This is a genomic window from Nocardioides sp. Bht2 (assembly GCF_047308515.1).
Taxonomy (GTDB): Bacteria; Actinomycetota; Actinomycetes; order Propionibacteriales; family Nocardioidaceae; genus Nocardioides.
Genome location: NZ_JBLBWI010000003.1, coordinates 36,300 through 58,532, shown reverse-complemented (window position 1 = coordinate 58,532; position 22,233 = coordinate 36,300). Strand labels below are relative to the sequence as shown.

The window sequence follows — 22,233 nt, the reverse complement described above, 5'->3', positions numbered from 1 at the left end:
TGGCGAACGAGGTACACGCAACGCGCCAGCCGTCCGGGCGGTGCGCGCACGAGCAGGGGGAGTGCAAGAGCGTGGGTATGGGTGGACGCCGATGGGGTGCCTTGCTGAGACGAGGCCTGTTGCTGGCTGTCGTCTTCGCTGTGGTGCTGGGCGCCGCCGGAGCCTGGGCGGGCGCCAAGCGTGACGCCTTGCATCAGGCGACCGCGACGATCCTGGTCAACCCGTTGGAGGGCAACCCGTTCAGTCCGGACGGGCGCGACGGCCTGGTGAATCTCGAGACCGAGGCCCGGCTGGTGACTGCGGATGCGGTGGCCCGCGCGGTCGCCAAGAACGTCGGTCTCACCGAGCCCGGCAGCGCCCTGCAGGGCGTGAGCGTCGAGGTCCCGCCCAATACGCAACTGCTCAAGATCAGCGTCGAGCGCCGCGACGCCGGTCTGGCCCGGCGCCTCGCCAACGCCTACGCGCAGGAGTACCTCAAGTACCGCGAAGCACGGACCGCATCGACGGTCTTCACCCGTCAGGCCCACCTCAGTGAGGAACTGCGGTCGATGAAGGCGCAGCTGACCGGTCTCACCAAGGAACGCGCCGGCGTCGGGATCAGCGCGCAGCGCAAGGCCCTTCTCGATCAGCAGATCTCCGGCCTGGTCGCGCAGGTCGCTCAGATCCAGGCCGAGCAGACCACACTCGGCTACGTCTCCCAGGATCCCGGCCAGGTGGTCACACCTGCCGCCGAGGAGTCCACCGGGCCGTTGCCGACGGTGGTCCTCGGCGGAGTGGCCGGAGCTGGTCTGGGACTGGCCCTCGCCCTCGGCGTCCTCTACGTCCGGGCCCGCCGGGCCGACAAGGTGGGCTCGGTCCGCGACCTCGTCGCGGCCGGGTACGAGGTGATCGGGGCGGCCGACGACGTCGACGCGCTGCGGGCCCGCCTCCTCGTCGACCTGCCGCACCGCCCGAGTGTGGTCCTGCTCGCCGACGCAGGTGGATCGGGGATCGCCTCCAGCGAGACCGGTCGCGCCCTGGCCGACTCGTTGGCCCGGGCCCGGCTGCGCAGCGTGTTGGTGGTGTTGGAGGAGGAGAACCATGGCGACGCGGGACGGGACGCAGCAGGTCGCCTGATCCATCCGATGGCCGGCTCCGGAAAGCCGGTACGGGGCCTGGCCGAGGTGATCGCCGGAGAGGTCAACCTGGACAAGGCTCTGGTCCAGGTCGACGATTTCGGCTACCGGTTGCCGCCCGGAGGCAGCGCGCCGGTGGCGGCGTGGGGCGACCTGTTGGCGTCGCCGGAGTTCGCCGGATTGGTGAGTGAGCTGCGGGAGCGCGGCGAGGTGATCGTCTTCGCCGGCGTCACACTGCCCAGCGCGGACGGCCAACTTCTCGCCGGTCACGCCGATGCGGTGATGGTGCAGGCGACCACCGGGGCAAGCACGAACGCCGAGTTGGAGGCCGCCCTCCGAGAGGTTGGCGAGGGCCCGGCCCGGGCACTCGGGGTGGTGCACCGGAAGGCGGGCACAGCCGCTCAACACGTTGCGTCGAAGGACGCCTGATGGCGGGTCTGGACGTCAGTAACGCCACCCGTCAACATCTCGGCCAGATCGCCCGAGGTGGTGCCGCGGGTCTGGCCGGCGCGTTGGTCGCCGGCGTCGCGGGCTTCGTCCTGGTGGTCGTCGTCGCCCGTGGGCTACCCGCCGACCAGGCCGGTGTCTTCTTCGCAGTCACCGCGCTCTTCCTGATCGTGGAAGGGCTGGCGGTGCTGGGTACCGACACCGGACTCGCCCGCTTCCTGCTCCGGTTGGAGGCGACCAGGAGCTCGAAGGTGATCGTCTCGCTGATCCGGGCCACCATGCGGACCACCCTGGCCGGCGCCACCATCCTCGCGGTGATCATGGGTCTGCTCGCCGCGCCGTTGAGCCAGGCGTTCGGTTGGGACGACGACGCCGCCCGGGCACTGATGGTCCTGGCAGTCGCGCTCCCGGCGGCGGTGCTCGCCGACCTCTCGTTGGCGGCGACCCGCGCCTTCGGGGAGATGCGGAGCACGGTGCTCGTCGACCGACTGCTCCGGGCTGGAAGTCAACCGATCCTGGTCGGGGTGACCCTCTACGCCGGGGCTGGGCTGACCGGGGCCGTCGTCGCCTGGGCGGCGACCCACTTCCTCGGCGCCGGACTCGCGGTGCTCGCCCTGCAACGGCGGCTGCGCCAGCGCGGCCACGGCTCGATGCGGCGCTGCGGACCGTTGGCACCGGGGCTGCTCGGGGAGTTCTGGTCCTTCACCTGGCTCCGCGGACTGGCCCGGGTGGCCCAGCTGGGCATGCAGAAGCTCGACATCATCCTGGTCGCGGCGTTGGTCTCGCCGACGGCGGCCGCGGCCTACACGGTGGCCACCCGGTTCGTGCCGCTGGGCCAGATGGCGACCCAGGCGATCCAACAGGTGTTGCAGCCGCGGATGACCGCGATCCTGGTCCACGACGACCCGCGGACCTTGGGCGAGGTCTACCAGGTCTCGACGGCCTGGAACATGTTGGTGGCCTGGCCGCTCTACCTCGGCGTCGGGGCGTTGGCGACCACCTACCTCGACCTCTTCGGGGCGCAGGTGCTCCAGGTCGAGCACACCGAGCTGGTGGTCATGGTGATGGCGGCGACCATGCTGTTCGCGGTCGCCTCCGGACCGGTCGACACGCTGCTGTTGATGGCGGGGCGCAGCGGGATCAGTGCGTTCAACACCCTGCTGGCGTTGGTGATCGACGTCGTCGGGTGTCTGCTCCTGGTGCCGCCGTTGGGCATCCTGGGCGCGGCGTTCGCGTGGGCCGCCGCCGTGGTCACACGTTGTTCGTTGGCGTTCTGGCAGGTCCGGCGCGACCTCGGCGTCCATGCCCTCTCGCGGGTCACCCTGCGGGCGGCCTGGCTCCCGGCTCTGTGGGTCGGCCTACCGGCGGTCGTGATCGCCGTCCTCGACCCGGGCACTCCGTTGGTCTTCACCGCAGTCGCGGTGATCGTGGCCGGTTACGGCCTCGCGTTGTGGCGCCGTCGGCAGAGCCTGGGACTGGACGGGATGGCCCAGGCGATCCGTCGTCGTCACGTGGCAGGAGCACACCGATGATCACCCGCACGGTTCGCAACTACACCCGGCTCGTCCGCCAACATCTGCCGGCGTCAGCGGTCTCCGTCGTGCGCCGGCTGGCCCTGTACTGGGGGATGGCGACCGCGCGTTGGCGACGGCTGCCCGACATCGTCGTGGTGGGCGCGCAGCGCAGCGGCACGACCACCCTCTTCCGGATGTTGGAAGAACACCCACAGTTGGTCAGGCCGACGCTGAGCAAGGGGACCGGGTACTTCGACGACTCCTACCGACGTGGACCGCGGTGGTACGCCGCGCACTTCCCGCTTCGGCTCAGTACCCGCTGGCTGGCCGGAGGTGACGTCAGAACCTTCGAGTGCAGCGGCTACTACCTGTTCCATCCATTGGCCGCCGAGCGGATCGCCCGCGACCTGCCTGGCGCTCAGGTGGTGGTGATGCTCCGTGACCCGGTCGCGCGGGCCTACTCCGCACACCGTCATGAGAAGGCCCGCGGCTTCGAGAACCTGGAGTTCGCCGAGGCGCTCGCGGTCGAGGAGTCGCGGATCGCTGCCGAGACACCGCGCCTTGAACAGGACCCGAACGCGACCAGCTACGAGCACCGGCACCATGCCTATCTGGGACGCAGCTCCTACCAACCGCAACTCGAGCGGTTGGTCAAGGCGCTGGGCAGCGATCGGGTCCATGTGGTGGAGGCGGAACGGCTCTTCGCCGACCCGGTCACCGAGTTCGACACCCTGCAACGGCGCCTCGGCCTGCGCCGCCACCGAACCACCGTGCTGGAGGCGTGGAACGCGCGGCCCGGCGCGGATCTCGACCCCGCACTCGCCCAGCATTTGCGGCAGCGGTTCGCCCCCGACGACGACTACCTGGCCGGCTTGCTCGGCCATCAGCCTGCCTGGAGAGAGGAACACTGAGATGGCACTCGCGGTGATCAATCACCATCCCAAGTTCAAGCGGATGCGCCGGGTCACCCGGCTGCGCGCGCACCAAGTGGCGGCGGCCGCCTACGCCACCGCACAGCGCACCCCGATGCCAGCCGGCGTCCGCGATGCGCTGCGCGACCGGCTGGCGTGGCAGCCCGAACTGCGGATCGTCGGCGTCGAGCAGTTGCTGCTCGGCGGCCAGAACCGGTTGGACGCCGCCGAGTTCGCGGACGTGGTCAGCGACCCGCTCTGGCCCTCGACGCGGGTGGCCGACGGACCGCATGCCGATCTGCTGCGCAGGGCTGGTCGTGGTGACCTCAGCGATGATGAGATCCTCGGTTCGCGCTACGCCACGATGGCGCGGGCGTCGATCGCCGCGAGCGGCCAGTACTTCACCGCCACCGACGAGGCCGGGATCGTCGCGGTCGCCCGCGACTTCATCGCCGCCGACCGGTTGCAGGAGGCGACCCGCAAGCCGCACCAGAGCCACGCCGGCGCCCCGATCGAGGTGGCTCCGATCCGCGACTCCGAGTGCTACCAGGTGATCGACGGCCACCACCGGGTGGCGCGCGCCGCGGTCGACGGGATCGACCAGATCGCCGTCCGGGTGAAGCGGATCGGGGTCTACACCCCGTTGCAGGAGATGCTCGATGCGATGTCGTGGATCGGCGGGGAGCCGGAGCTCTACCAGCCGTTGACAGCACCCGAGGTGGCTGGCTGGCCGACGGTGCGTGGGTGCCAGGACCGGTTCGAGTCGATGGTCGCGGTGCTCGACGACCTGGGGCTGGAGCAGGGCAGCTACCTCGACGTCGCGAGCTGCTACGGCTGGTTCGTCGCAGCGATGGGGGAGCACGGTCTGGAGGCCTCCGGGATCGAGCAGGATCCGATCGCGCCGCGGCTCGGCGAGATCGCCTTCGGGCTGCGGCCCGGCGCGATCACCACCGGCGAGGCGGTCAGCTTCTTGGCGCAGTCGGGGCGGAGTTGGGACGTGGTCAGCTGCTTCAGCCTGCTGCACCACTTCGTGCTCGGCCGTAGCGAGGATTCGGCCCAGAGCCTGGTCCAGGCGCTGGACCGGGCGACGGGGCGGGTGCTCTTCCTGGACACCGGTCAGGAGCACGAGGCCTGGTTCACCGACTCGTTGGCGGGATGGGACACCGCGCGGGTCCAGGAGTTCCTGGAGACCGAGACCAGTTTCGATCGGGTGATCGACCTGGGCCCGGACCAGGACGACCGGCCGCCGTATCAGGGCAACTACGCACGCCACCTCTTCGCCTGCATCCGCGACTGAGTGCGGAGCCGGAGATGAGTGTCGATCGAGATCCGGCGACCGAACTGGTCGCGGCTGTCGCCGACCTGTGGCCGGCCGCCGACGTAGCCGGCGGGGCGGTCCAGGCGCGATTCTGCGTGGTGCCGACGGCCGGTGGTGTGGGTACCGCGCTGCCGCTCGACTCGCCGCGGGCCAGCGCCCGGGCGGTCCGCCGGTTCAACGCGGCGGCGACCACGCCGGCGGTGGCCAAGCGGTTGATCCTCGCCGCCGCGCTGCGGGTGGGGGTCGGACGGATGTTGCCGGCGTCATTCGCCGTCACCGGGGCGGACACCGATTCGCTGGCGACCCTGCTCGGCACCGTCTTCGGTGAACCGGTCACCTTCTCGGTGGCGATCGGAACCGCGCGGGTCAACCGCAAGCGGGTGCTGGAGATCTTCGGTGCCGATGGCCGGACCCTGGGCTTCGCGAAGCTCGGCGGCACCGCCGTCTCGGACGCCGACGTCGCGGCCGAGGCCGCTGCGCTGCCGCAATTGGCCGAGCACTCGTTGCCCGGTCTGAGCCTGCCGCGGGTGCTCTGGAGCGGGAGTTGGCAGGACGCTCGGATGGTGGTGATCAGCGCGGTCCCGCAGAGTCCACGGCAACGGCGTCACGATCGTCGCGACCCACCGCTGCCGGAGATCGCGGCACTGACCGACACCTTCGCCGAAGGGCCGGCGACGATCGTGGAGAGCGACTGGTGGAAGCGGACCGCGGAGACGTTCGACTCCCTCGCCGATCCCGGACGCCGCGGCCGGGCGTCGGCTTGTCTGGCACGGCTCGGCGAGCGGGCCGGGGCTCCGGTGCCGTTCTCGGCCTGGCATGGGGATTGGACGCCGTGGAACATGGCCCGGCACCCGAACGGGTTGAGCCTGTGGGACTGGGAGCGCTTCGACACCGGTGTTCCGGCCGGGCTCGACGTCCTGCACTACCTGCTCAACGCCCGACTGAGCGGCGGACTGGAGCCGGATCGCGCACTCGGTGTGCTCCGCGACGGTGAGTCGTACTGGCGAGCACTGGGGGAGCGCGTGGCGGGTGACCCGGAGGTCGGGATCGGGATGTACCTGGCCGAGATCCTGGCTCGGTACCTCCCGTTGTGCGAAGGCGCCGGTGGCGACATTCTGCTGCCGCGCACCGACGCCTTGCTCACTACGTTCGAGCTGTGGGCAGAGCTGCCCTCGCTCTGATCAGCTCAGGGGGATTCGCGGGGTGCCCTGCTGAGCAGCCCGGTAGCCGTCCTTCTTGATCTTGGTGCCCAGGTGCCACGGGGCGATGCTGTTCAACGTGGTGTTGAAGTAGGCCATCGCGACACCGTCCCGAGCGTCCAACTGCTGGTGCGTACGCCGGATCCAGTCCGGGTCCGCCTTCGCGGCGGCGTCGGTGAAGCCGGTCTCGGCCAGGCCCCAGGCGACTCCCTTGCTGGCGGCCCAAGGCTGGATCTTGGCGAAGTACGACTTGTCCATGTCGGTGGCCTTCATGGTCTTGCCGTTCTTGACCACGCCGAGCGAGTTGTAGATGTCGAAGCCGGCGACGTCGATCTTGGTGCGCGGCCACATGTTGGCCAGCGAGTATTCGCTGGGCCCGTAGAACTGGTGCCATCCGGTCAGCACGACCGTGTAGGCGACGTTCGAGGCGGTGCTCCGCACGATCGGAGCGAGTCGCTCCTGGGCGGCGCGCCAGTCGAGGATGTTGCCGTCGGTCTCGGGCTCGTGGTGGAACGCGACCCAGACCGGACCGTTGAGCGCCGAGAGCTGGGTGGCGATGTCGCGGGCCCAGTTGTCGCCGGCGCCGGAGGCCATCTTCTTCCAGTCGTGCGGGAACTTGAAGCTGATCCAGGGCAGACGGCCCTTGGCGAGGTCCGCGCGGGCGGTCTTGACCGCACCGGCGACCTGGTCGGCGCGGTAGTAGGTGCGGCGGACGCCGAGGCGGCCACCCAACTCGGCCTCGACCGTGCTCGGCTCGGTGTTGGAGCCGTAGGCCTGGCCGAGGTAGCTACCGCAGTTCGGCAGGCCACGCACGGTGTACTTGCAGCCGTTGGTGAGGGTGCCGGCGCTCGGGTCGACGGACGCGCTCGGGGCTGCGGTCGTCGACTCGGTGCGGCTGGCGGCGATCTTGACCTGCTCACCCTTGCGCACGGCAGGCACGCTGACCTGGAGCCGGGTGCGCTGGCCGGTGGCGGCCAGGGTCTTGGTCAAGGTGACCTTCTTCCAGGTGCCGGCAGGCACCCGGACGGTACGGCTGGCCAGGGTGGTGGCACCCGATCCGGTGAGCCGGACGGCGTTCACCTTCACCTGGTGGGTGCGGGCGACCCGGACCCAGACGCTCCAGCGGTGTCCGCGGGCGTTGGCCGAGGTCGGCTTGGTGTGCAGTCGGAGCGTGGTGGCGCTCACGGACTTGGCCTTGTGCACCACGGCGTTGTGGCGGACCTTGGCGGTGCGGGCGACGCGGGCCTTGTTGGCCGACGTGGCACGCCAGCCCAGCGAGGCTGCGGCCTGGGGGCTACTCTTCGTCTTCTGCGCGCTGGTCGGGCTGGTTGGCAGCACACTGTGTGCCGGCGCGGTTTGGATCAGCGCAGCGGTGATCGCGCTGGTTAGGACAACTCGGACAATAGATCGTGCAACTGCCACGAACTCACTACCTTCATCTTTGGCGGCGCCACCGGCTGAACCTTCTCGGTTCCGCACGGCGCACGGCGTTTGCTCCGTCTCGATGAAGGTATCGGCGCAGACGGATGCAGGCGATCAGTCATCGCCAAGATGAGGCATGTTTGGCGGACGATGTCCGCTTTTGTCCCTTAGGTACCCCCTCCTAAAGTGGGTAGCAGGTAGCTGGTCTAGATCCCGTGGCCCCGTCGATGGGCGAGATCGAGCAGTCGCTCGGCGGAGACCAGACGCAACGCCACCGCCGCGGCGAGGTAGGCACGACGCTCGCTGGGAGCGGTCCGGGCGGTCTGGCAGGCGGCCCGCAGCGCGCCGGGACGGCGGAGGGCGGCCAACGCGAACGCGCGCCGTCCCTGCAGGCGGGCCAGCGCTCGGCGGTCGGTGTGGAAGACCTGGTGCTTGACCAGGCCGTAGTCGATGGCCCGGACGATCACGTCCCAGTTCTGCGAGAACTGGGAGCCGCCCCAGCGGACCCGGACCAACGGCGCCGCCGCCAGCACGATCGGTCCGTGCTGGGCGGCCCTGATGATCCAGTCGAAATCCTCGCCGTAGCTGCCGGGGATCTCCTCGTCGACGAGGCCGATCCCGTCGAGGAGCGCGCTGCGGCGCACGATGACCGTGGACGGATGCGCCTCCATCACCCGGTTCCGGACCAGGGCGGCGAGGGCGAGGTCGGTCGCGGCGGGCACCCGCTCGGTCCGCTCGCCGTCGTACTCGACGACGATCCCGGAGACCACCGTGTCGGCGCCGCTACGGAGTAGTTCGGCGATCTGTCGCTCCGCCTTCTGCGGCAGCCAGACGTCGTCGTCGTCGCAGAACGCCACCCAGGGTGCGGAACCGGCGAGGATGCCGGAGTTCCGGGCGCCGGCCAGGCCGGGGGTCCGGTCGTTGCCGAGGGTGACCACCCGGCGGTTGGTCAGGCCGTCGGCGGCCGCGGCGAGGCTCTCATCGATGGGGGACTGGTCGAAGACGACGTGGACCGTGATCTGGCCCGGGTAACTCTGTCCGAGGACCGCCGTCAGCGCCTCGCGGAGTAACTCCGGGCGGTTCCGGGTGGCGATCACCACGTCGAGTGCGGGTAGGGCAGGCGGCTCAGGCTGCATCTCGGACATGGCGGCCGACCTCCCCACGGAGGGCTCGGCGCTGGTCCAGTTCGGCGGCGAGCCGAGCGATCCGGCGCAGATTGACCGCGACCACGAGCACGTAGCCGACGGCACCCGCGACCACGACGACCGGCAACCAACGCGCGGGGAGTACCAACGGCAGCAGGCCGAAGACGGCGATCTCCACCTCCAGCACCCAGGGGAAGGCCGCCATATTGATCTTGCGGCACCAGGCCAGCCAGGACCGGAGTACCGGCACCCGCGAGGTCAGGGCGTGGTCGGATCCGCCGTCACCGGCGCCGGCCGCTGCGGCCAGGTACTTGCGGTGGCTGAGCGCCCAGTTGTGGACACCGAGGATCGCCAGCAGGGCCAGGGCACCCGCGATCGCGAGCCCTTCCTCGCGGACGAGGTACCAGCAGAGCGCGGCGGCCACCAGGTGCAGGCCGAGCACATCGGCGCTGATGTCCAGGGCAGCACCGCGTGCCGAGCCGGTGCCCTGGCGCCGGGCCACCATGCCGTCCACGCAGTCGAAGAAGTAGCGTGCCAGGAAGAGCGCGCCACCGACCCGCAGCTGTCCGCTGGCGAAGCAGGCCGCCGCGCCGGTGGCCAGGGCGAGCGCTAGAACCGTGATCCGGTTCGGAGTGATCCAGGAACGGACGGCGAGCTTCCGGGCCAGCGGCTCGGCCACCGGGTCGACGGCGAGCCGCGCCCAGATCATCCGCGGTGGAGCGGTGCCGGTAGTGGTCATTGCTTCCTCCTTGCGAAGCGCCCGAGCCACGGCCGGCGGCGGGTGCTGGGTCGAGCGGCGCCGAACGCGCCGGTGGCCACCCCGACGAGGAGCCCGAGCGCGCCGCCGCTGGTGGTCCGCAGGGCGGTGGTGCGGGCGACCTCCTGCGGGGTGCTGACGTTGACCACCCGCCCGACGGTCCGGGTGTCGGCGCGGAGCTTGCGGTCCGCGGCGTTGAGCCTCAGCACCAGGGTCGCGGTGGTGGGGTCGGTGGGCAGCACCTTGCGAAGGTCCTGATTGAGCCGGGTCAACAGGTCGGTGCGGCGTTCATCGACGTACTTCTGTCGTGCGGTCAGATAGGTGTTCGCGATCGCCAGGCCACGGAGTCGGGACTGCTCGGCGCTCGGTGCTGTGACGTCGAGGACCAGGATCTGGGTGTTCGGCTCGGCACTGAGCCGGACCCCGTCGCGGAGTTGGGCCGGGGTGACGGTGGCCGCGGACGGATCGGAGCTCTGGAGCTCCTGGACGGCGTTGGCGAGGGTCTCCTCGGAGAGCAGGATCGCGGCCTCGGTGTCGATCGTGATCCGGATATCGCGCCGGTTCAACTCGGTGTCGCCCAGGACGTCGCCGATCACGGCCGGCGAGTACGGGTCCGGCGGACTGGTCAGCACCAGCCGGACCTCGGTGGTCCAGGTACGTGTCTCCTGTTGGAAGGTCGAGGCCAGCCCGACACCGGCGCCGAGGATCGCCAGCGCTAGCGCCAGCGGCGCCCCGCGACGGATCCGTTCGGCCAGCTGGGGCGTGGTCCAGGCATTGGCGCGCGGTCTCAGTTCCCGCTGCTCGCGCCAGACCAGGGCGATCGCGATGAAGACCAGCATCAACGGCAGGCCGAGGGTGTCGTAGACGAAGATCTGGACCAGGAAGAAGCCCAGGATGAAGGTCGCCAGGGTCTCGTTGCGGGTGCGACATCGCCAGCTCCGGGAGAGGGCGACGGCGAGGAAGGCGCCGAAGAGCGCGATCCCGATCCACCCCTGGGAGAAGAGCACCAGCCAGAAGTGCCCTTGGGTGCCCAGGGGCGGTACCCCGCAGGCCGGGCAGTCGGGGGTCGAGCCGCCGGAGATCGAGGCGAAGCTGCCCTGGACGTCTCGGGTGGTGCCGAAGCCGACCAACGGGGAGCCGGCGCTGACCGACTCGACGGTGGCGCTGGCCAGGCTGCCCCGGCGCGCGTTGCTGTGCTGATTGGCGAGCCGCTCGTTGACCAAGGTGATCAGCGGCCCCGCGGCGAGGACCAGCGCGACGAGGATCGCCGATGCCCCGGCGATGAGTCTTCCCGCCTGGCCGCGGCGGAGCGCCAGCACCACGACGCCGCCCAGGCCGAGCAGGACGCAGGCCCAGAGTCCCCGGTTGAGGGAGAAGACCACCGGAACCGTGGCGACGGCCAGCGCCAGCGCTACCAGCACCTTGGCGCGGAGCGATCCGGTGGCGGCCCAAGCGATCGCGAAGACCGCGGAGAGTGCCATCACGCTGCCCCAGGTGTTGGTGAACGCGAACGGCGCCTTGGGTCTGGCTTCGGGGCGGCCCAGGACCAGTTGCACATCCGCGGCCTGGGGATGGACCAGCGAGGCGACGAACGAGTTGGCCCGTAGCCCGCGGGGCAGGCCGGCCTCCAGCAGCGAGGTGAACTCCAGGTTCGGTGCGAGCAGACCCACCAGCCCACCGGCGATGCTGGTGGCGAAGAGGAAGGCGACGAAACCGTAGACGGTCCGGTCGCTGAGCCTGCTGCGGCTGGTGTTCCCCAGCCACAGCAGAACCGCGGTGCAGGCCAGGTACCAGGCCAACCGGTAGCCGAAGACCATCGCCCGGCCGGCGCCGTCGCCGCCGGGCGCTGCGCCGGGTGCGTCGATGCCGAGCACGAAGGCCCCGAGTAGTACCCAGGCCAGGAAGAGCAGCCAGAGGCTGGTCCCGCCAGGCAGGTGGAGCGGCTCGCGGCGACGGAGCAGCGAGACCGCGAGCAGCGCAGCGATCCCCAACGGCAGCAGGGCGGTGACGCCGAGCACCCACCAGAGCGGGAAGCCCAAGAAGATCACGGCAAACGGGAGGCGTGGATCCACGCCAACCACCGTCTGCCCCCGCATGTCCTTAGCCAACAGCGATCTGAGGTCCGGAACGTCACCGATATGAGGGATCTTGTGGTTCTGAGTAGTTCGACACCCTCAACGGCGACTTAACGTCGGGCTTGCCGGAGGTTCGGGCTCAGCGCGCGGAGGGGACGGGACGGGATCGCCATGCCGAATACAGCAATGGCCGCCGAGGGGGAGGTGACGCGATGTCACGGGTGACTCAGGCGGCACGGGAGAAGCAGAAGGGGTCGGCGGAGCCGACCCGGTCCCGGGTGGTGCTGCTCTCCGACCAATTGCTGACCCGGGAGGCGATGAAGGCGGCGATCTCCTCGCGAGGGGTGAGCGTGCTCGACCTGGGAATCCCCAGGGGGCGCCAGGAGCTCCGGGACCTGGCCCATGACGTCGACCAGTTCGGAGCGCAGATGGGCGTCCTGGTCCAGGAACAGTTCGACCCGTTCGTGGTCCGTGACGCCGAGCGGCTGATCAAACGTGGCCCAGCCCTGCACTGGATGGTGCTCACCTCCTGCGTGCCGGGCCCGTTCTGGGCCGCGTTGTTGGAGGCGGGCGCCGACGGCGTGCTGCCGTTGGACATCGGGGTCGATGCGCTGATCGCGGCCCTTCCCGCGCTCGCGGAGGGCGAGCCGGTGATGGACCCTGCGGATCGCGCGTTGCTGAGCCGCCACGACGTCGAGGATCAGCTGGTTCTGGAACGTCTGGCGCAGCTCAGCCCGCGTGAGGTCCAGGTCCTCAAGCAGTTGAGCCGGGGGCGGACAGTGGCGCAGTTGGCGGTCCTCGAAGAGGTCTCGGAAGACACGGTGCGCAGCCATGTTCGGGCGATCCTGCGCAAGCTCAAGGTCTCCTCGCAGCTGGCTGCGGTCGCGGAGTGGAATCGGGCTCTCAAAGGCTGGCCGTCGTCACGTAGTTGGTGACAGCAACCAAGCCGCGAGCGCTCACCGATATGAGGGAAGTTTTGGGTTCACGACCCAATGGCGCACAGGGGCGGGAATAGCCTCCCAGAAGCGTGATGAGGACTCGGGACCTCTGTGCCATTCACAAGGGGGAAGAGCATGCGCGGAATGAAGGTCTCGGCGGTCGTAGCGATCGGTCTGGCGGTGGTTCTGGGTTGGACGCCCGCCACCATGGCGGACTCCTCGCCGGGCGGTCGCTTGGTCAGTGAGGTGGCGGCCAGTGGCACGCCGCACGTGCTCGATGGTCGAGTGCTCTCGGTGACCCAGGTCGGCAACACGATCTTGCTGGGCGGCAGTTTCGACACCGCCCGTAACGACAGCTCCACCACGGTGCTCACCCGGAGCAACCTGCTGGCGTTCGACGCCACCACCGGGCAGATCTCCACCACGTTCGTACCGAACCCGAACGGGGCGGTCCAGAAGATCGTCGACGCCGGTGACGGCCAGACCGTCTACGTCGGCGGCAACTTCACCTCGATCAACGGTGTCTCGCGGAACCGGGTCGCCCGGATCCGGATCGACACCGGCGCGGTGGTCACCGGGTTCAACGCCGGCACGGTGAGCGGCCAGATCCGCGACATGGCGCTGAAGGACGGCCGACTCTGGATCGGCGGCGCCTTCACCCATGTGGCCAACGGCGCGCAGCGTGCGCTCGCCACCTTGAACCCGCAGACCGGAGCCCGGCTGCCGTTCATGACCCGGGTCCTGGACGGCACCCACAACGGCGGTGTGACCCAGGTGCTGAAGTTCGACCTGACCCCGGCCGGGGACCGGCTGGTCGCCGTCGGCAACTTCACCACCCTCGACGGGGTGGCCAACCGCCAGCTGCTGATGCTCGACACCAGCGGAGCCACCGCGGTGGCCTCGACCTTCCAGACCGGCTTCTACACCCAGGCCTGCTCGTCGTCCTTCGACTCCTACATGCGTGACGTCGACTTCTCACCCGACGGCCGGTTCTTCGTGGTCTCCACGACCGGTGCCTACGGCGGCAGCAGTGCACCGTGCGACACCACCGCCCGCTTCGAGACGAAGGCGGTGGGCACGAACGTGGCGCCGTCCTGGGTGAACTACACCGGCGGCGACACCACCTACGGTGTGGAGGTCACCGACGCGGTGGTCTACGTGGGTGGCCACTTCCGCTGGCAGAACAACGCCTTCCGCGGCGACAACGCGGGCCAGGGCGCGGTGCCGCGCGAAGGGATCGCGGCGCTCGACCCGATCAACGGCCTCCCGTACTCGTGGAACCCCGGCCGGACCAAGGGCGTCGGCGTCTTCGACTTCCTGGCCGGTCCCAACGGACTCTGGGTCGCCTCCGACACCGACCGGATCGGCAACTTCCAGTTGAAGAGCCGGATCGCCCGAATGCGTCCCGACGGTGTGGTCTTCCCCGAGGTCAGCACGCCGCAGATCCCCAACGACCTCTACCTGATCGGCAGCAGCATCGCGAAGCGGCCGATCACCGCCACCACCATCGGTGCCCAGGCGACGGTGCCCAACGGCGGGATCAACTGGTCCGCGGTCCGTGGCTCGTTCATGATCAACGGCTGGCTCTACACCGCCAACTCCGACGGCAGCTTCGTGCGCCGGACCTTCGACGGCACCAACTACGGCCCCGTCGAGGCGGTCAACGGGTCGGAGCAGGTGGTCACGTTCAGTGACTGGCGTTCGGATGTCGCCAACGCGACCGCGATGTTCTACGACAGTGGACGGATCTATTTCACCCGTTCCGGTTCGACCCAGCTGTTCTACCGCTACTTCACCGCCGAGAGCGGCATGGTCGGCGCGAAGCGTCTGGTCGCCGCCAACAGCATGGCCGGGATCAACTTCAGTTCGGTGCGCGGCATGGTCGGCACCGGTACCCAGCTCTACTGGACCGACAACCTCGGCCGGTTGAACCGGATGGCCTGGCAGCAGGGCGACCAGGCCGGTACTCCGGTCGGCGCCTCGACGGCGATCTCCGGGCTACTGATCGACGGGATCAGTTGGTCGGCGCGTTCCTACTTCCTCTTCCAGGACGCTGATGGTCACGGCTCGGGGCCGAACCAGTCGCCGACGGCCGAGTTCAGCAACAGCTGCGCGAACCTGGTCTGCTCGTTCGATGCCGGAGCCTCCGACGATATCGACGGCGACGTCGTCGACTACGCGTGGGACTTCGGCGACGGGACCACCGGCAGCGGAGCCACGGTGAACCACACCTACACCGCGTTGGGTTCGCGCACCGTCACGCTGACGGTGACCGACGACGACGGCGCTACCGCGCAGCGGGTCCGCACGATCGCCCCGAATGCTGCTCCGACGGCATCGTTCACGACCTCGTGCTCGGGTCTGGTCTGTGACTTCAACGCTGGAGCCTCGAATGATCCGGACGGCCCGATCGCCAGTTACAGCTGGGACTTCGGCGACGGTGCGAACGGAACCGGGGCGACTCCGCAGCACACCTATCCAGGTGCCGGGGCGCGGACCGTCACGCTGACGGTGACCGACGGTGCCGGTGCGACAGCGTCGACGACCGGTCAGGCCGATCCGGTCGCGCTGCCGGATGCCCAGATGCAGTTCGTCGGGGCAGCGTCGACCAACGCCAACTCGACGACCCAGCGGGTGACCATCCCGGCGTCGGTGCAGGCGGGCGACACGCTGGTGCTGCAGACGGCGATCAACTCGACGACACCGACGGTGACCGACCCGGCAGGCTGGACCCTGCTGCGGCAGGCTGGGGAAGGCAATGTCCAAGGACGGCTGTGGACCCGGACCGCAACTGCCGGTGATGCCGGCAGCGTGGTGACGGTGGCACTCTCCAGCATCGCGAAGGCGGACCTCTCGGTCGCCGCGTACCGCGCCGACCATGGCGGCAGTGCGGTGACGGATTCGGCGGTCCAGATCGTCCAGGGTGGCGGGCCCTTGTTCCAGGCGCCTGGGGTGACGGTCGCTCCGCGGGGTTGGGTCAGCACCTACTTCGCCGCCAAGGCGAGTGCCGGCGTCAGCTGGCAGGTCCCGGGAGGCACGACGTCCCGGGCGACGACGACGGGGAGCGGTGGAGGCGCCGTCTCGGCGTTGCTCGTCGATTCGAACGGACCGGTTTCGGCCGGTGCGCGAGCTGGGGAGAGCTCGGTGGGTGACCCGGTACCGGGTCGAGTGGTGATGTTCAGCGTGGTGGTCGCGCCGCAATAGGGGCGCGACATGTGAAGTCGAAGTGAGGGAAGCGAGCGGCGAGGGCAGTGACGAACCGAACCTGGTGGAGAGGACCGGTGGCTGTGGTGATGATGCTCAGCGCGTGCAGTGGTCCGTCCTCGGGTGCGAAGGACGCCGAGGAGTCGGCGACCGAATCCGACCGTCCGGAAGCTCTCTTCTTGAACTTCGACGAACTCACCGCGGAGTTCGATTCGGTGGTGCCATCGGTGCAGAACCTCGGGTCTGCACCGGTGCGCATCACCATCACGACCGCCTCCGGCGGTCGGGTCAGGTTGGCGCCGAGCCCGAGCGGGGTCGGCGTCAGGTTCCCAGAACGGGACGACAGCTCCTCGGGGGCAGCGGCGATCACGGTGTGGGACCGTGAGGGCGAGCTGTCGCCAGGTGCCCGTGACTTCCGGTTCGGCGCGCAGGTGATGCTGGATCAGGAGTCCGAAGGTAGTAGTAACGACAACGGTGACAACGTGATGCAGCGTGGCCTGTTCACCGATCCGTTGCAGGTCAAGATCCAGTTGGACCATGGCGTTGCTTCGTGTCGAGTGGCTGGCGACGAGGGCGATCTGCTGGCCAAGGCCAAGCGGCCCGTCGAACGCGGACGTTGGTACTCCGTGGACTGTGCACGGCGCGGAAGCCTGCTTCGACTGCGGGTGAAGTCGCTGGAACAAGGCGGTGGCGAGGATCAGGTCGCCAACGTCCGTGGAAACACAGGACAGGTTCAGTTCCCGGCCAATGTGCCGCTCTCGGTGGGAGCGAAGGTGGGTCCCGACGGCGACCTCATGCCTTCAACGACTGACCAGTTCAACGGTGCCGTCGATGACGTCTTCTTCGACGTCGCGCAGTAACTGTGCAGGGGAGTGACAGGGGAAATGAGTATGAGCGAGACGAGTGAGGTCACCACTACGCGGGTGCCGAGTCCGCGCGTGGGTCGGTGGCCGAAGATTGCCGTGGTCGCGGACCAGTCGTTGACCGGACAGGCAGTCGGTGAGGCGTTGACGTCGTTGGGGTTCAACTCCAGCACGTTCGCGGTGCCGCAACAGGGTTCGGGTGTGCGCGACCTTCGCGCCCGGCTCTCGCGGCAACGGGTTGAGGTAGCACTGCTGCTGCACGAGCGGCTGGACTGGGCGCACACCCTGGAGGCGATGCGCATCATCCGGGAGATCGGCGACGTGCCGTGGGTGTTGTTGTCCGAGAGTGACGACGACGCTCGATGGGGCGCGGCCCTGGACGCTGGTGCGGCAGCAGTGCTGTCGATCTCGGTCGGTGTCGACCAGTTGATCAACACCGTCGGCGTGATCTCCGCGGGGGGAGAGATCACGCCGGCTGATGAACGCCGTCGTCTGGTCGCGGTCTGGGAGGAGGTCGGCGAGGAGGAACGCCGGTTGACCCAGCGTCTCGATCGGCTCAGCTGCCGGGAACGGCAGGTGCTCGACGACCTGAGCCGCGGTCAGACGGTGGCGGAGATTGCCGCCGACTCCTTCGTCTCGATCGGCACCGTGCGCAGTCAGGTGCGCGCCGTGCTGACCAAGCTGGAGGTCCAGTCGCAGATCGCCGCGGTCGCGTTGTTGGAGCGGGTGAGTACGGTGCCCGCCGCTTAGGCGATTTGCTGGGACGGTGCAGGTAACACCCGCGGATTTTGCTCACTCAGGAGCCAACTTTCCGCGGGTGTTCCCCAGCTTTGCGGCCTGGGGTTCCCGAAGCGACGGATGCGGCATATAACTGCTGACACTCATACCGCCGCCTCGGGAGCGAAAGTTGATGTCAGCCGCGCAAATTGGAGACCCCTGCTGGGGTACTCGATGCTTTGGACGCCCGGGTACGGGATCTGGTCCGCCGCGATCGGCTCGACCCTCAGGTGCAGGGTGCGCTGGTGCGTTCCCTGGTCGAGACGGTCGTGCGCGAGCACGATCAGTTGAGTCTGACGGGTCGGGTCGCTGCCCTCGCCGACCCCCAAGCGATGGTCGCCGAACTGATGGCGCGGGTCGCCGGTTTCGGCCTGCTCCAGCCGTACCTCGACGACCCGAGTGTCGAGGAGGTCTGGATCAACGAGCCGAGTCAGGTCTTCGTGGCGCGGGCCGGGCGTCACGAGCTGACCACCACGGTGCTGACCAGCGCCCAGGTCGACGAGTTGGTGGAGCGGATGCTCAAGGCGAGCGGACGCCGGGGTACATCGCGATTCCTCTCAAAAATGATCGCGATTGCTCTGGCGAGGCAGCCGTCCCGCTTCCTGAGCCCTACAGATGAGGCTGGAACGCCCCTTCCGGGGCGTGAGTTGAGGGCCCAGACGCCGTGCGGATCTTCTGATCTTCGATCCACGCTGGAAACGTGAACCCCTGAACTCAGCGGCACGCTGTGTGCGCTGGCTTCAGGGGGTGACGGTTATCTATGAAGTTGCTGACTCGGTGTCTTGGTCGGCGATGTTAGTCGTCGGGCGGGGAGTCCTCCACGCTTAGGCGCACCCCTGTACGCGGTTCCTTTCGGACAAAGTCGGGGTCATCGCCTGGCGTCGGCGTAGTTTCGAGGTCGTCGGTCCAACCCGACTTGCGTCGGGAACGGGAACGGCTCGCGGCGCGGGAACGGCGGCCTTCGGCCTCCTCCGTCTTGCGTGCCACGAAGGTGTTGATGCGCTGCACATTCACCGAGGCAACGCAAAGTGCGCTTACCAGCGCGACGGCGGCGAAGCCTCGCAGCCGGATGCCGTTGCGACTACCAAGCGCGCTGTTCTTCAGGTCGTTGTTGAACGACTCGACCTGGCTGCGCTGCCCGTATGCCTCGAACCACTCGTCGGTCAGATATCGGTACTCCTGCTCGAACTTCGATGGTGTGCCGAACGTCGTTGAGTGCTTGTTGTCGCAGATTGCCCCGGCTGATGCGACTGGGAAGATGGGTAGACCAAGACGGTCGTTTGCCGCGGATAGGTCTTGTCGAAGGGAGCAGTCGAGTGTCCCTCGCTTGGCGGGGCACATCATGACCCGCTTGTCGCCGAACGGGGTCTTGTGCTTGTTCTTGAGCAGGTACGGCTCTCGCGCGGCGATGCGCTCGCGAACCTTGTCGCGGTCGATTCGCCCGGACATGTAGTCGTCGCCGACGTTGACGAGGTTGGGTGCGTCCAGGATGGAGGGGCAGTAGAGGTCGCCGTCGATGCGGACGGCGCCGTGCTGTGCTTCGCCCTGCAGGCCGCGTTGTCCTGACCGATACGAGGTCACGGGCTTGAAGCCCATGGTCCACAGTGGCTGGTGGAACTTGTCGATGTTCTGGCCAGCCCAGTACTGGTTGTCCGCGCGTAGGGTGCTGACCTTCGCGTTGTTTTCGAACAGGGTGCGTGCGGCTCGCACGACAATCTCGCTTGCTGCCTTGGCTGGCGGGTTGTGGGCCATGGCGTCTACGAGGAACGGGTACTCGTCGGGGTCGTTGGTGAACTCCTTAGTCCAGATGAAGAGCGTTGCCTCGTACCCATGGAACTTGGGCTTCGTGTTGTCGAGCTTCTTGTCCTTGGAGTTGCGGTTGTACCACCAAGCGTTCGGCTCGACGGACATGCGGTTGCTCTTTTCGCTGGTCCCTCGACAAGACGTCCGGTAGGACGTCCCGTCAACCGCGCGGGCACCTTGGAACTTTTCTCGGTACTTGGCGGGTAGGAGTTCCGTGGTCGCACGCAAGATTGCGTTGTTGAAGTCGTAGAGCCGCTCCATCTTGCGTTCGACAATGTCGGGGTCACGCGCCTGCATGTGGGCGTTCCAGTCGGCCTTGAGCCACCGGTTGCGTCGGTTCGGATTCCAGTGGGGGTCGATGAGGCGGAAGAGCGCGTCGAGGCTGGCATGGATGCGGTCTCGCCACCTCTTATGGGCTGCGCTGGAGCGCTTCTCGAAGACGGTCGGAACTTGGATGCCGAGTGCGGTGCACTGCTCGGGCGAGAGCCGTTGAAGCACATTGGTGGCTGCCGTGGTCACGTGACAGGCGCGGTCACCTTCCAGCGCTTGAATGAGCAGCAGAGTCACGGCGACGTGGCTCGGGATGCTCAATTTGCGCCCGCCGGTGTTGACGGGGCGGTCGGCAGTTTTGTAGCGCTCGATGCGGCTTGCGAGTTGTGCTCGTTCGACGATGTTCAGCGCGACGTTAAACATCGGGTCGCTCACGGGGCCGCGACCAAGGTAGGACCCGTCGAGGTGAAACTGGGGTGCGTGCTTCGGGCGCATCATCGGCTTGCTTCCTTGCCGTGCGGTCCGCGCAACCAGAGCCTGGACTCGTCCCAGTCTGGTTCCGGAACAAAGTCCATGTACCGATGCAGCGACTCTGCCGAGTTCAAGCCGGAAGCCAGAAGGAGTACTGAGGTAGGTGTTCCCCAGGTGAGGTGGCGAACAATCCATGTCGTCCGCAGGCGCGAGATGACAGGTCGGGTGCGTGCGTCCTCGAAGGTGCGCTTGAGGCCTTGGGTGAGTGCCTGGAGGTTCTCGCGAGACGCGACGACGTTCTCCCACACAACGAAGGCCTCAGGGTCCAAGCCGGGAGCGCTCAGAAGACCACGGATGGTGGGTTCGTACTGCCTCAAGAGCATGACCCGACGTGCCTTCAGGCTGGTTCGAGCGGTCCCGGCGCCTTGAGGAACATGGACAGTGATTCCCGAGTCCGGCCCGACGGCGTCGATGCTGACGTGCCGGTTACGTAGCCGTACGTAGTCAGAGGGGTTGAGCCCCGCACCCGCCGACAACGCGACGACGAGTTGCGCACTACGACGGCCGTAGGGACGTCCGAAGCCCGCTGCGTGCATCAAAAAACGGGAGATGTCGCCATCGGTGTACGGCGGATTGTTGGTCCCACGTCGCTGCCGGGTGGGCATGCTGACCACGCTGCGCGGGTTCACCGCCTTGGCGACGCCCAAGAGGCGTGACCTATATGTCGACACGTATCCCGCACTCTTGCCGGACAACACGCGTTCGGTGAAGTTCAAGATGAGCGGGACGTTGAAGATGGCCTCGCGCTCCAGGGGGCGACCGTGGAGATTGTGTGCCCAGTGAACGAACGAAGCCACAGCGTGGACGTGAGCGAGAGGGTCCTTGTGGCGCAGGTCGGTTGTGTCAGCGATGACGCCCTGGACAAAGAACTCGATGGCGGCGTAATCCGCAGGCGCCATGTCGCGCGGTCGGTAGTTCGCAATCTGGCGAACCATCTTGCCTCCGAGCCGTTCGGTGTGTGTCGCCAGGAAGTTGGCGAGGAACTCAGCCTGGGAGAGGGCGTGCTTGGCCGCTGGGCTGCGGCCGCGCAGCGGGGGTGTCGTGCAGACGAGTGCACCCTCGATGAGGCGGGCCTCGCGCAGCCCGATGGCAGCGTCGATGAGGGGCTCTGGAGCGAGTTGGTTGGCGTTCATGGGTTCCAGGTCTGCGGACAGGCCTTGAACGCTCCTCATGCATCACGCCCAGGGGTTCACAGCACACCTGAACATGGCACATCATGTATACGTGACATGTAATCACCAATATGTTGAGTATCGGCGGGCGTCTGCGCGTCGGTGCTTGTCGGCGTTCAGACGCTCCTACGGTGCCCTTCATGCGCAAACCGGAGGTGCCGAAAGACTGGTTGGTGTTCGGCATTCGTTGGGGCGTTCAGGTACCCGGCATGCAGCCGGAAGACCGCTGGCTTGGAGTCGGCCAGATGGATGGCGCTTCCGAGGCCACAGCGAGCACGCTCGCGCAGTGGCGGGCGTTGAGACGGTCGAGCCAAATCCAGGACGCCATCTGCGAGGAGATCAATCGCCGCCTTCCGCTCCACGGCTACCGCACGCGCAGCGAACTTGCCTGGAAGGGCGATGCGACGGCCGCTCAGGCGAAGCGCCGAACGCAGATCGGGCTCGGCACTCTCCGCAACATTTTGAGTGGCCAGCGGTTCATGACGCTCCGCGAGATCGCCGAGTTCGAAGCGTTGCTAGGCGGCAACCTGCTGACCATCGCACGGTTGGACTCCAGTCGTGATCGGCAGGAAACCGACCGCGTTCGGGAGCAGGCCCAGCAGAGGTACGGCACCCCGCCCGCCCTCTAGCGATTTCTGTCCACCGAGGCGGCTCAGAGCAGCTCGACAACACGATCGGGCCGACCTCCGCAGAGCCCCTGTCTGGTTTGGTAGCCGATGCTGGCAATCCTTACGCGTTGCAGATGGAGACGGTGTTCGGTGCGCATTCTGTC

At 68.1% G+C, this 22,233-nt stretch carries 17 protein-coding genes; 11 read left to right on the top strand and 6 right to left on the bottom strand.

Going from position 1 to position 22,233, the window contains the following annotated elements:
* Positions 1-77: 77 nt before the first annotated feature.
* From ACLM5J_RS06895 to ACLM5J_RS06875, 5 genes are read left to right on the top strand one after another with little or no spacing between them, the layout of a single operon-like run.
* A complete protein-coding gene (locus ACLM5J_RS06895) occupies positions 78-1,544 on the top strand; it encodes a hypothetical protein (RefSeq protein ID WP_413655369.1) in 1,467 nt (488 codons plus the stop codon).
* Entirely contained in the window at positions 1,544-3,094 is a 1,551-nt protein-coding gene (locus ACLM5J_RS06890) for a polysaccharide biosynthesis C-terminal domain-containing protein (RefSeq protein WP_413655368.1), read from the top strand. The genes ACLM5J_RS06895 and ACLM5J_RS06890 overlap by 1 nt, the downstream gene beginning before the upstream one ends.
* Positions 3,091-3,987: a sulfotransferase family protein gene (locus ACLM5J_RS06885; RefSeq protein ID WP_413655367.1), complete on the top strand. Its 897-nt coding sequence runs from the start codon at positions 3,091-3,093 to the stop codon at positions 3,985-3,987. Before ACLM5J_RS06890 ends, ACLM5J_RS06885 begins: the two co-directional genes overlap by 4 nt.
* 1 nt (position 3,988) lies before the next feature.
* Complete coding sequence (locus tag ACLM5J_RS06880) at positions 3,989-5,284, top strand: hypothetical protein (protein ID WP_413655366.1); 1,296 nt, start codon at positions 3,989-3,991, stop codon at positions 5,282-5,284.
* 14 nt (positions 5,285-5,298) lie between these two features.
* Complete coding sequence (locus tag ACLM5J_RS06875) at positions 5,299-6,486, top strand: hypothetical protein (RefSeq protein ID WP_413655365.1); 1,188 nt, start codon at positions 5,299-5,301, stop codon at positions 6,484-6,486.
* Here the strand turns inward: ACLM5J_RS06875 and ACLM5J_RS06870 are convergent, their stop codons facing one another.
* The 4 genes from ACLM5J_RS06870 to ACLM5J_RS06855 form a co-directional block, all read right to left on the bottom strand.
* On the bottom strand, positions 6,487-7,842 hold the full coding sequence (locus ACLM5J_RS06870) for a hypothetical protein (protein ID WP_413655364.1): 1,356 nt from the start codon (positions 7,840-7,842) through the stop codon (positions 6,487-6,489).
* A gap of 290 nt (positions 7,843-8,132) precedes the next feature.
* Positions 8,133-9,071: a glycosyltransferase family 2 protein gene (locus tag ACLM5J_RS06865; protein ID WP_413655363.1), complete on the bottom strand. Its 939-nt coding sequence runs from the start codon at positions 9,069-9,071 to the stop codon at positions 8,133-8,135.
* A complete protein-coding gene (locus ACLM5J_RS06860; protein ID WP_413655362.1) occupies positions 9,052-9,810 on the bottom strand; it encodes a CDP-alcohol phosphatidyltransferase family protein in 759 nt (252 codons plus the stop codon). Before ACLM5J_RS06860 ends, ACLM5J_RS06865 begins: the two co-directional genes overlap by 20 nt.
* Positions 9,807-11,900, bottom strand: coding sequence for a hypothetical protein (locus ACLM5J_RS06855; protein WP_413655361.1), 2,094 nt, complete (start codon positions 11,898-11,900; stop codon positions 9,807-9,809). The genes ACLM5J_RS06860 and ACLM5J_RS06855 overlap by 4 nt, the downstream gene beginning before the upstream one ends.
* 215 nt (positions 11,901-12,115) lie before the next feature.
* Here ACLM5J_RS06855 and ACLM5J_RS06850 point away from each other — a divergent pair, with 215 nt between their 5' ends.
* The 5 genes from ACLM5J_RS06850 (at position 12,116) to ACLM5J_RS06830 (ending at position 18,389) form a co-directional block, all read left to right on the top strand.
* Positions 12,116-12,838, top strand: a complete 723-nt coding sequence (locus ACLM5J_RS06850) for a helix-turn-helix transcriptional regulator (protein ID WP_413655360.1) — start codon at positions 12,116-12,118, stop codon at positions 12,836-12,838.
* A 138-nt stretch (positions 12,839-12,976) separates the two neighbouring features.
* Positions 12,977-16,045, top strand: coding sequence for a PKD domain-containing protein (locus tag ACLM5J_RS06845; RefSeq protein WP_413655358.1), 3,069 nt, complete (start codon positions 12,977-12,979; stop codon positions 16,043-16,045).
* Positions 16,046-16,122: 77 nt separating this feature from the next.
* Positions 16,123-16,905, top strand: a complete 783-nt coding sequence (locus ACLM5J_RS06840) for a LamG domain-containing protein (RefSeq protein WP_413655356.1) — start codon at positions 16,123-16,125, stop codon at positions 16,903-16,905.
* Positions 16,906-16,935: 30 nt separating this feature from the next.
* Entirely contained in the window at positions 16,936-17,658 is a 723-nt protein-coding gene (locus ACLM5J_RS06835) for a helix-turn-helix transcriptional regulator (RefSeq protein ID WP_413655355.1), read from the top strand.
* Between the two features lie 176 nt (positions 17,659-17,834).
* Complete coding sequence (locus ACLM5J_RS06830) at positions 17,835-18,389, top strand: hypothetical protein (RefSeq protein ID WP_413655353.1); 555 nt, start codon at positions 17,835-17,837, stop codon at positions 18,387-18,389.
* Between the two features lie 91 nt (positions 18,390-18,480).
* Here ACLM5J_RS06830 and ACLM5J_RS06825 read toward each other — a convergent pair whose 3' ends face one another.
* Together ACLM5J_RS06825 and ACLM5J_RS06820 are read right to left on the bottom strand one after the other, a co-directional pair.
* The gene (locus ACLM5J_RS06825; RefSeq protein WP_413655351.1) at positions 18,481-20,193 is read right to left on the bottom strand and encodes a hypothetical protein; all 1,713 of its coding nucleotides are present in this window, start codon (positions 20,191-20,193) and stop codon (positions 18,481-18,483) included.
* Positions 20,194-20,252: 59 nt separating this feature from the next.
* Positions 20,253-21,422: a hypothetical protein gene (locus ACLM5J_RS06820; RefSeq protein ID WP_413655349.1), complete on the bottom strand. Its 1,170-nt coding sequence runs from the start codon at positions 21,420-21,422 to the stop codon at positions 20,253-20,255.
* A 179-nt stretch (positions 21,423-21,601) separates the two neighbouring features.
* Between ACLM5J_RS06820 and ACLM5J_RS06815 the strand changes: the two genes are divergently transcribed.
* Positions 21,602-22,090, top strand: a complete 489-nt coding sequence (locus tag ACLM5J_RS06815) for a hypothetical protein (protein WP_413655348.1) — start codon at positions 21,602-21,604, stop codon at positions 22,088-22,090.
* Positions 22,091-22,233 lie beyond the last annotated feature (143 nt).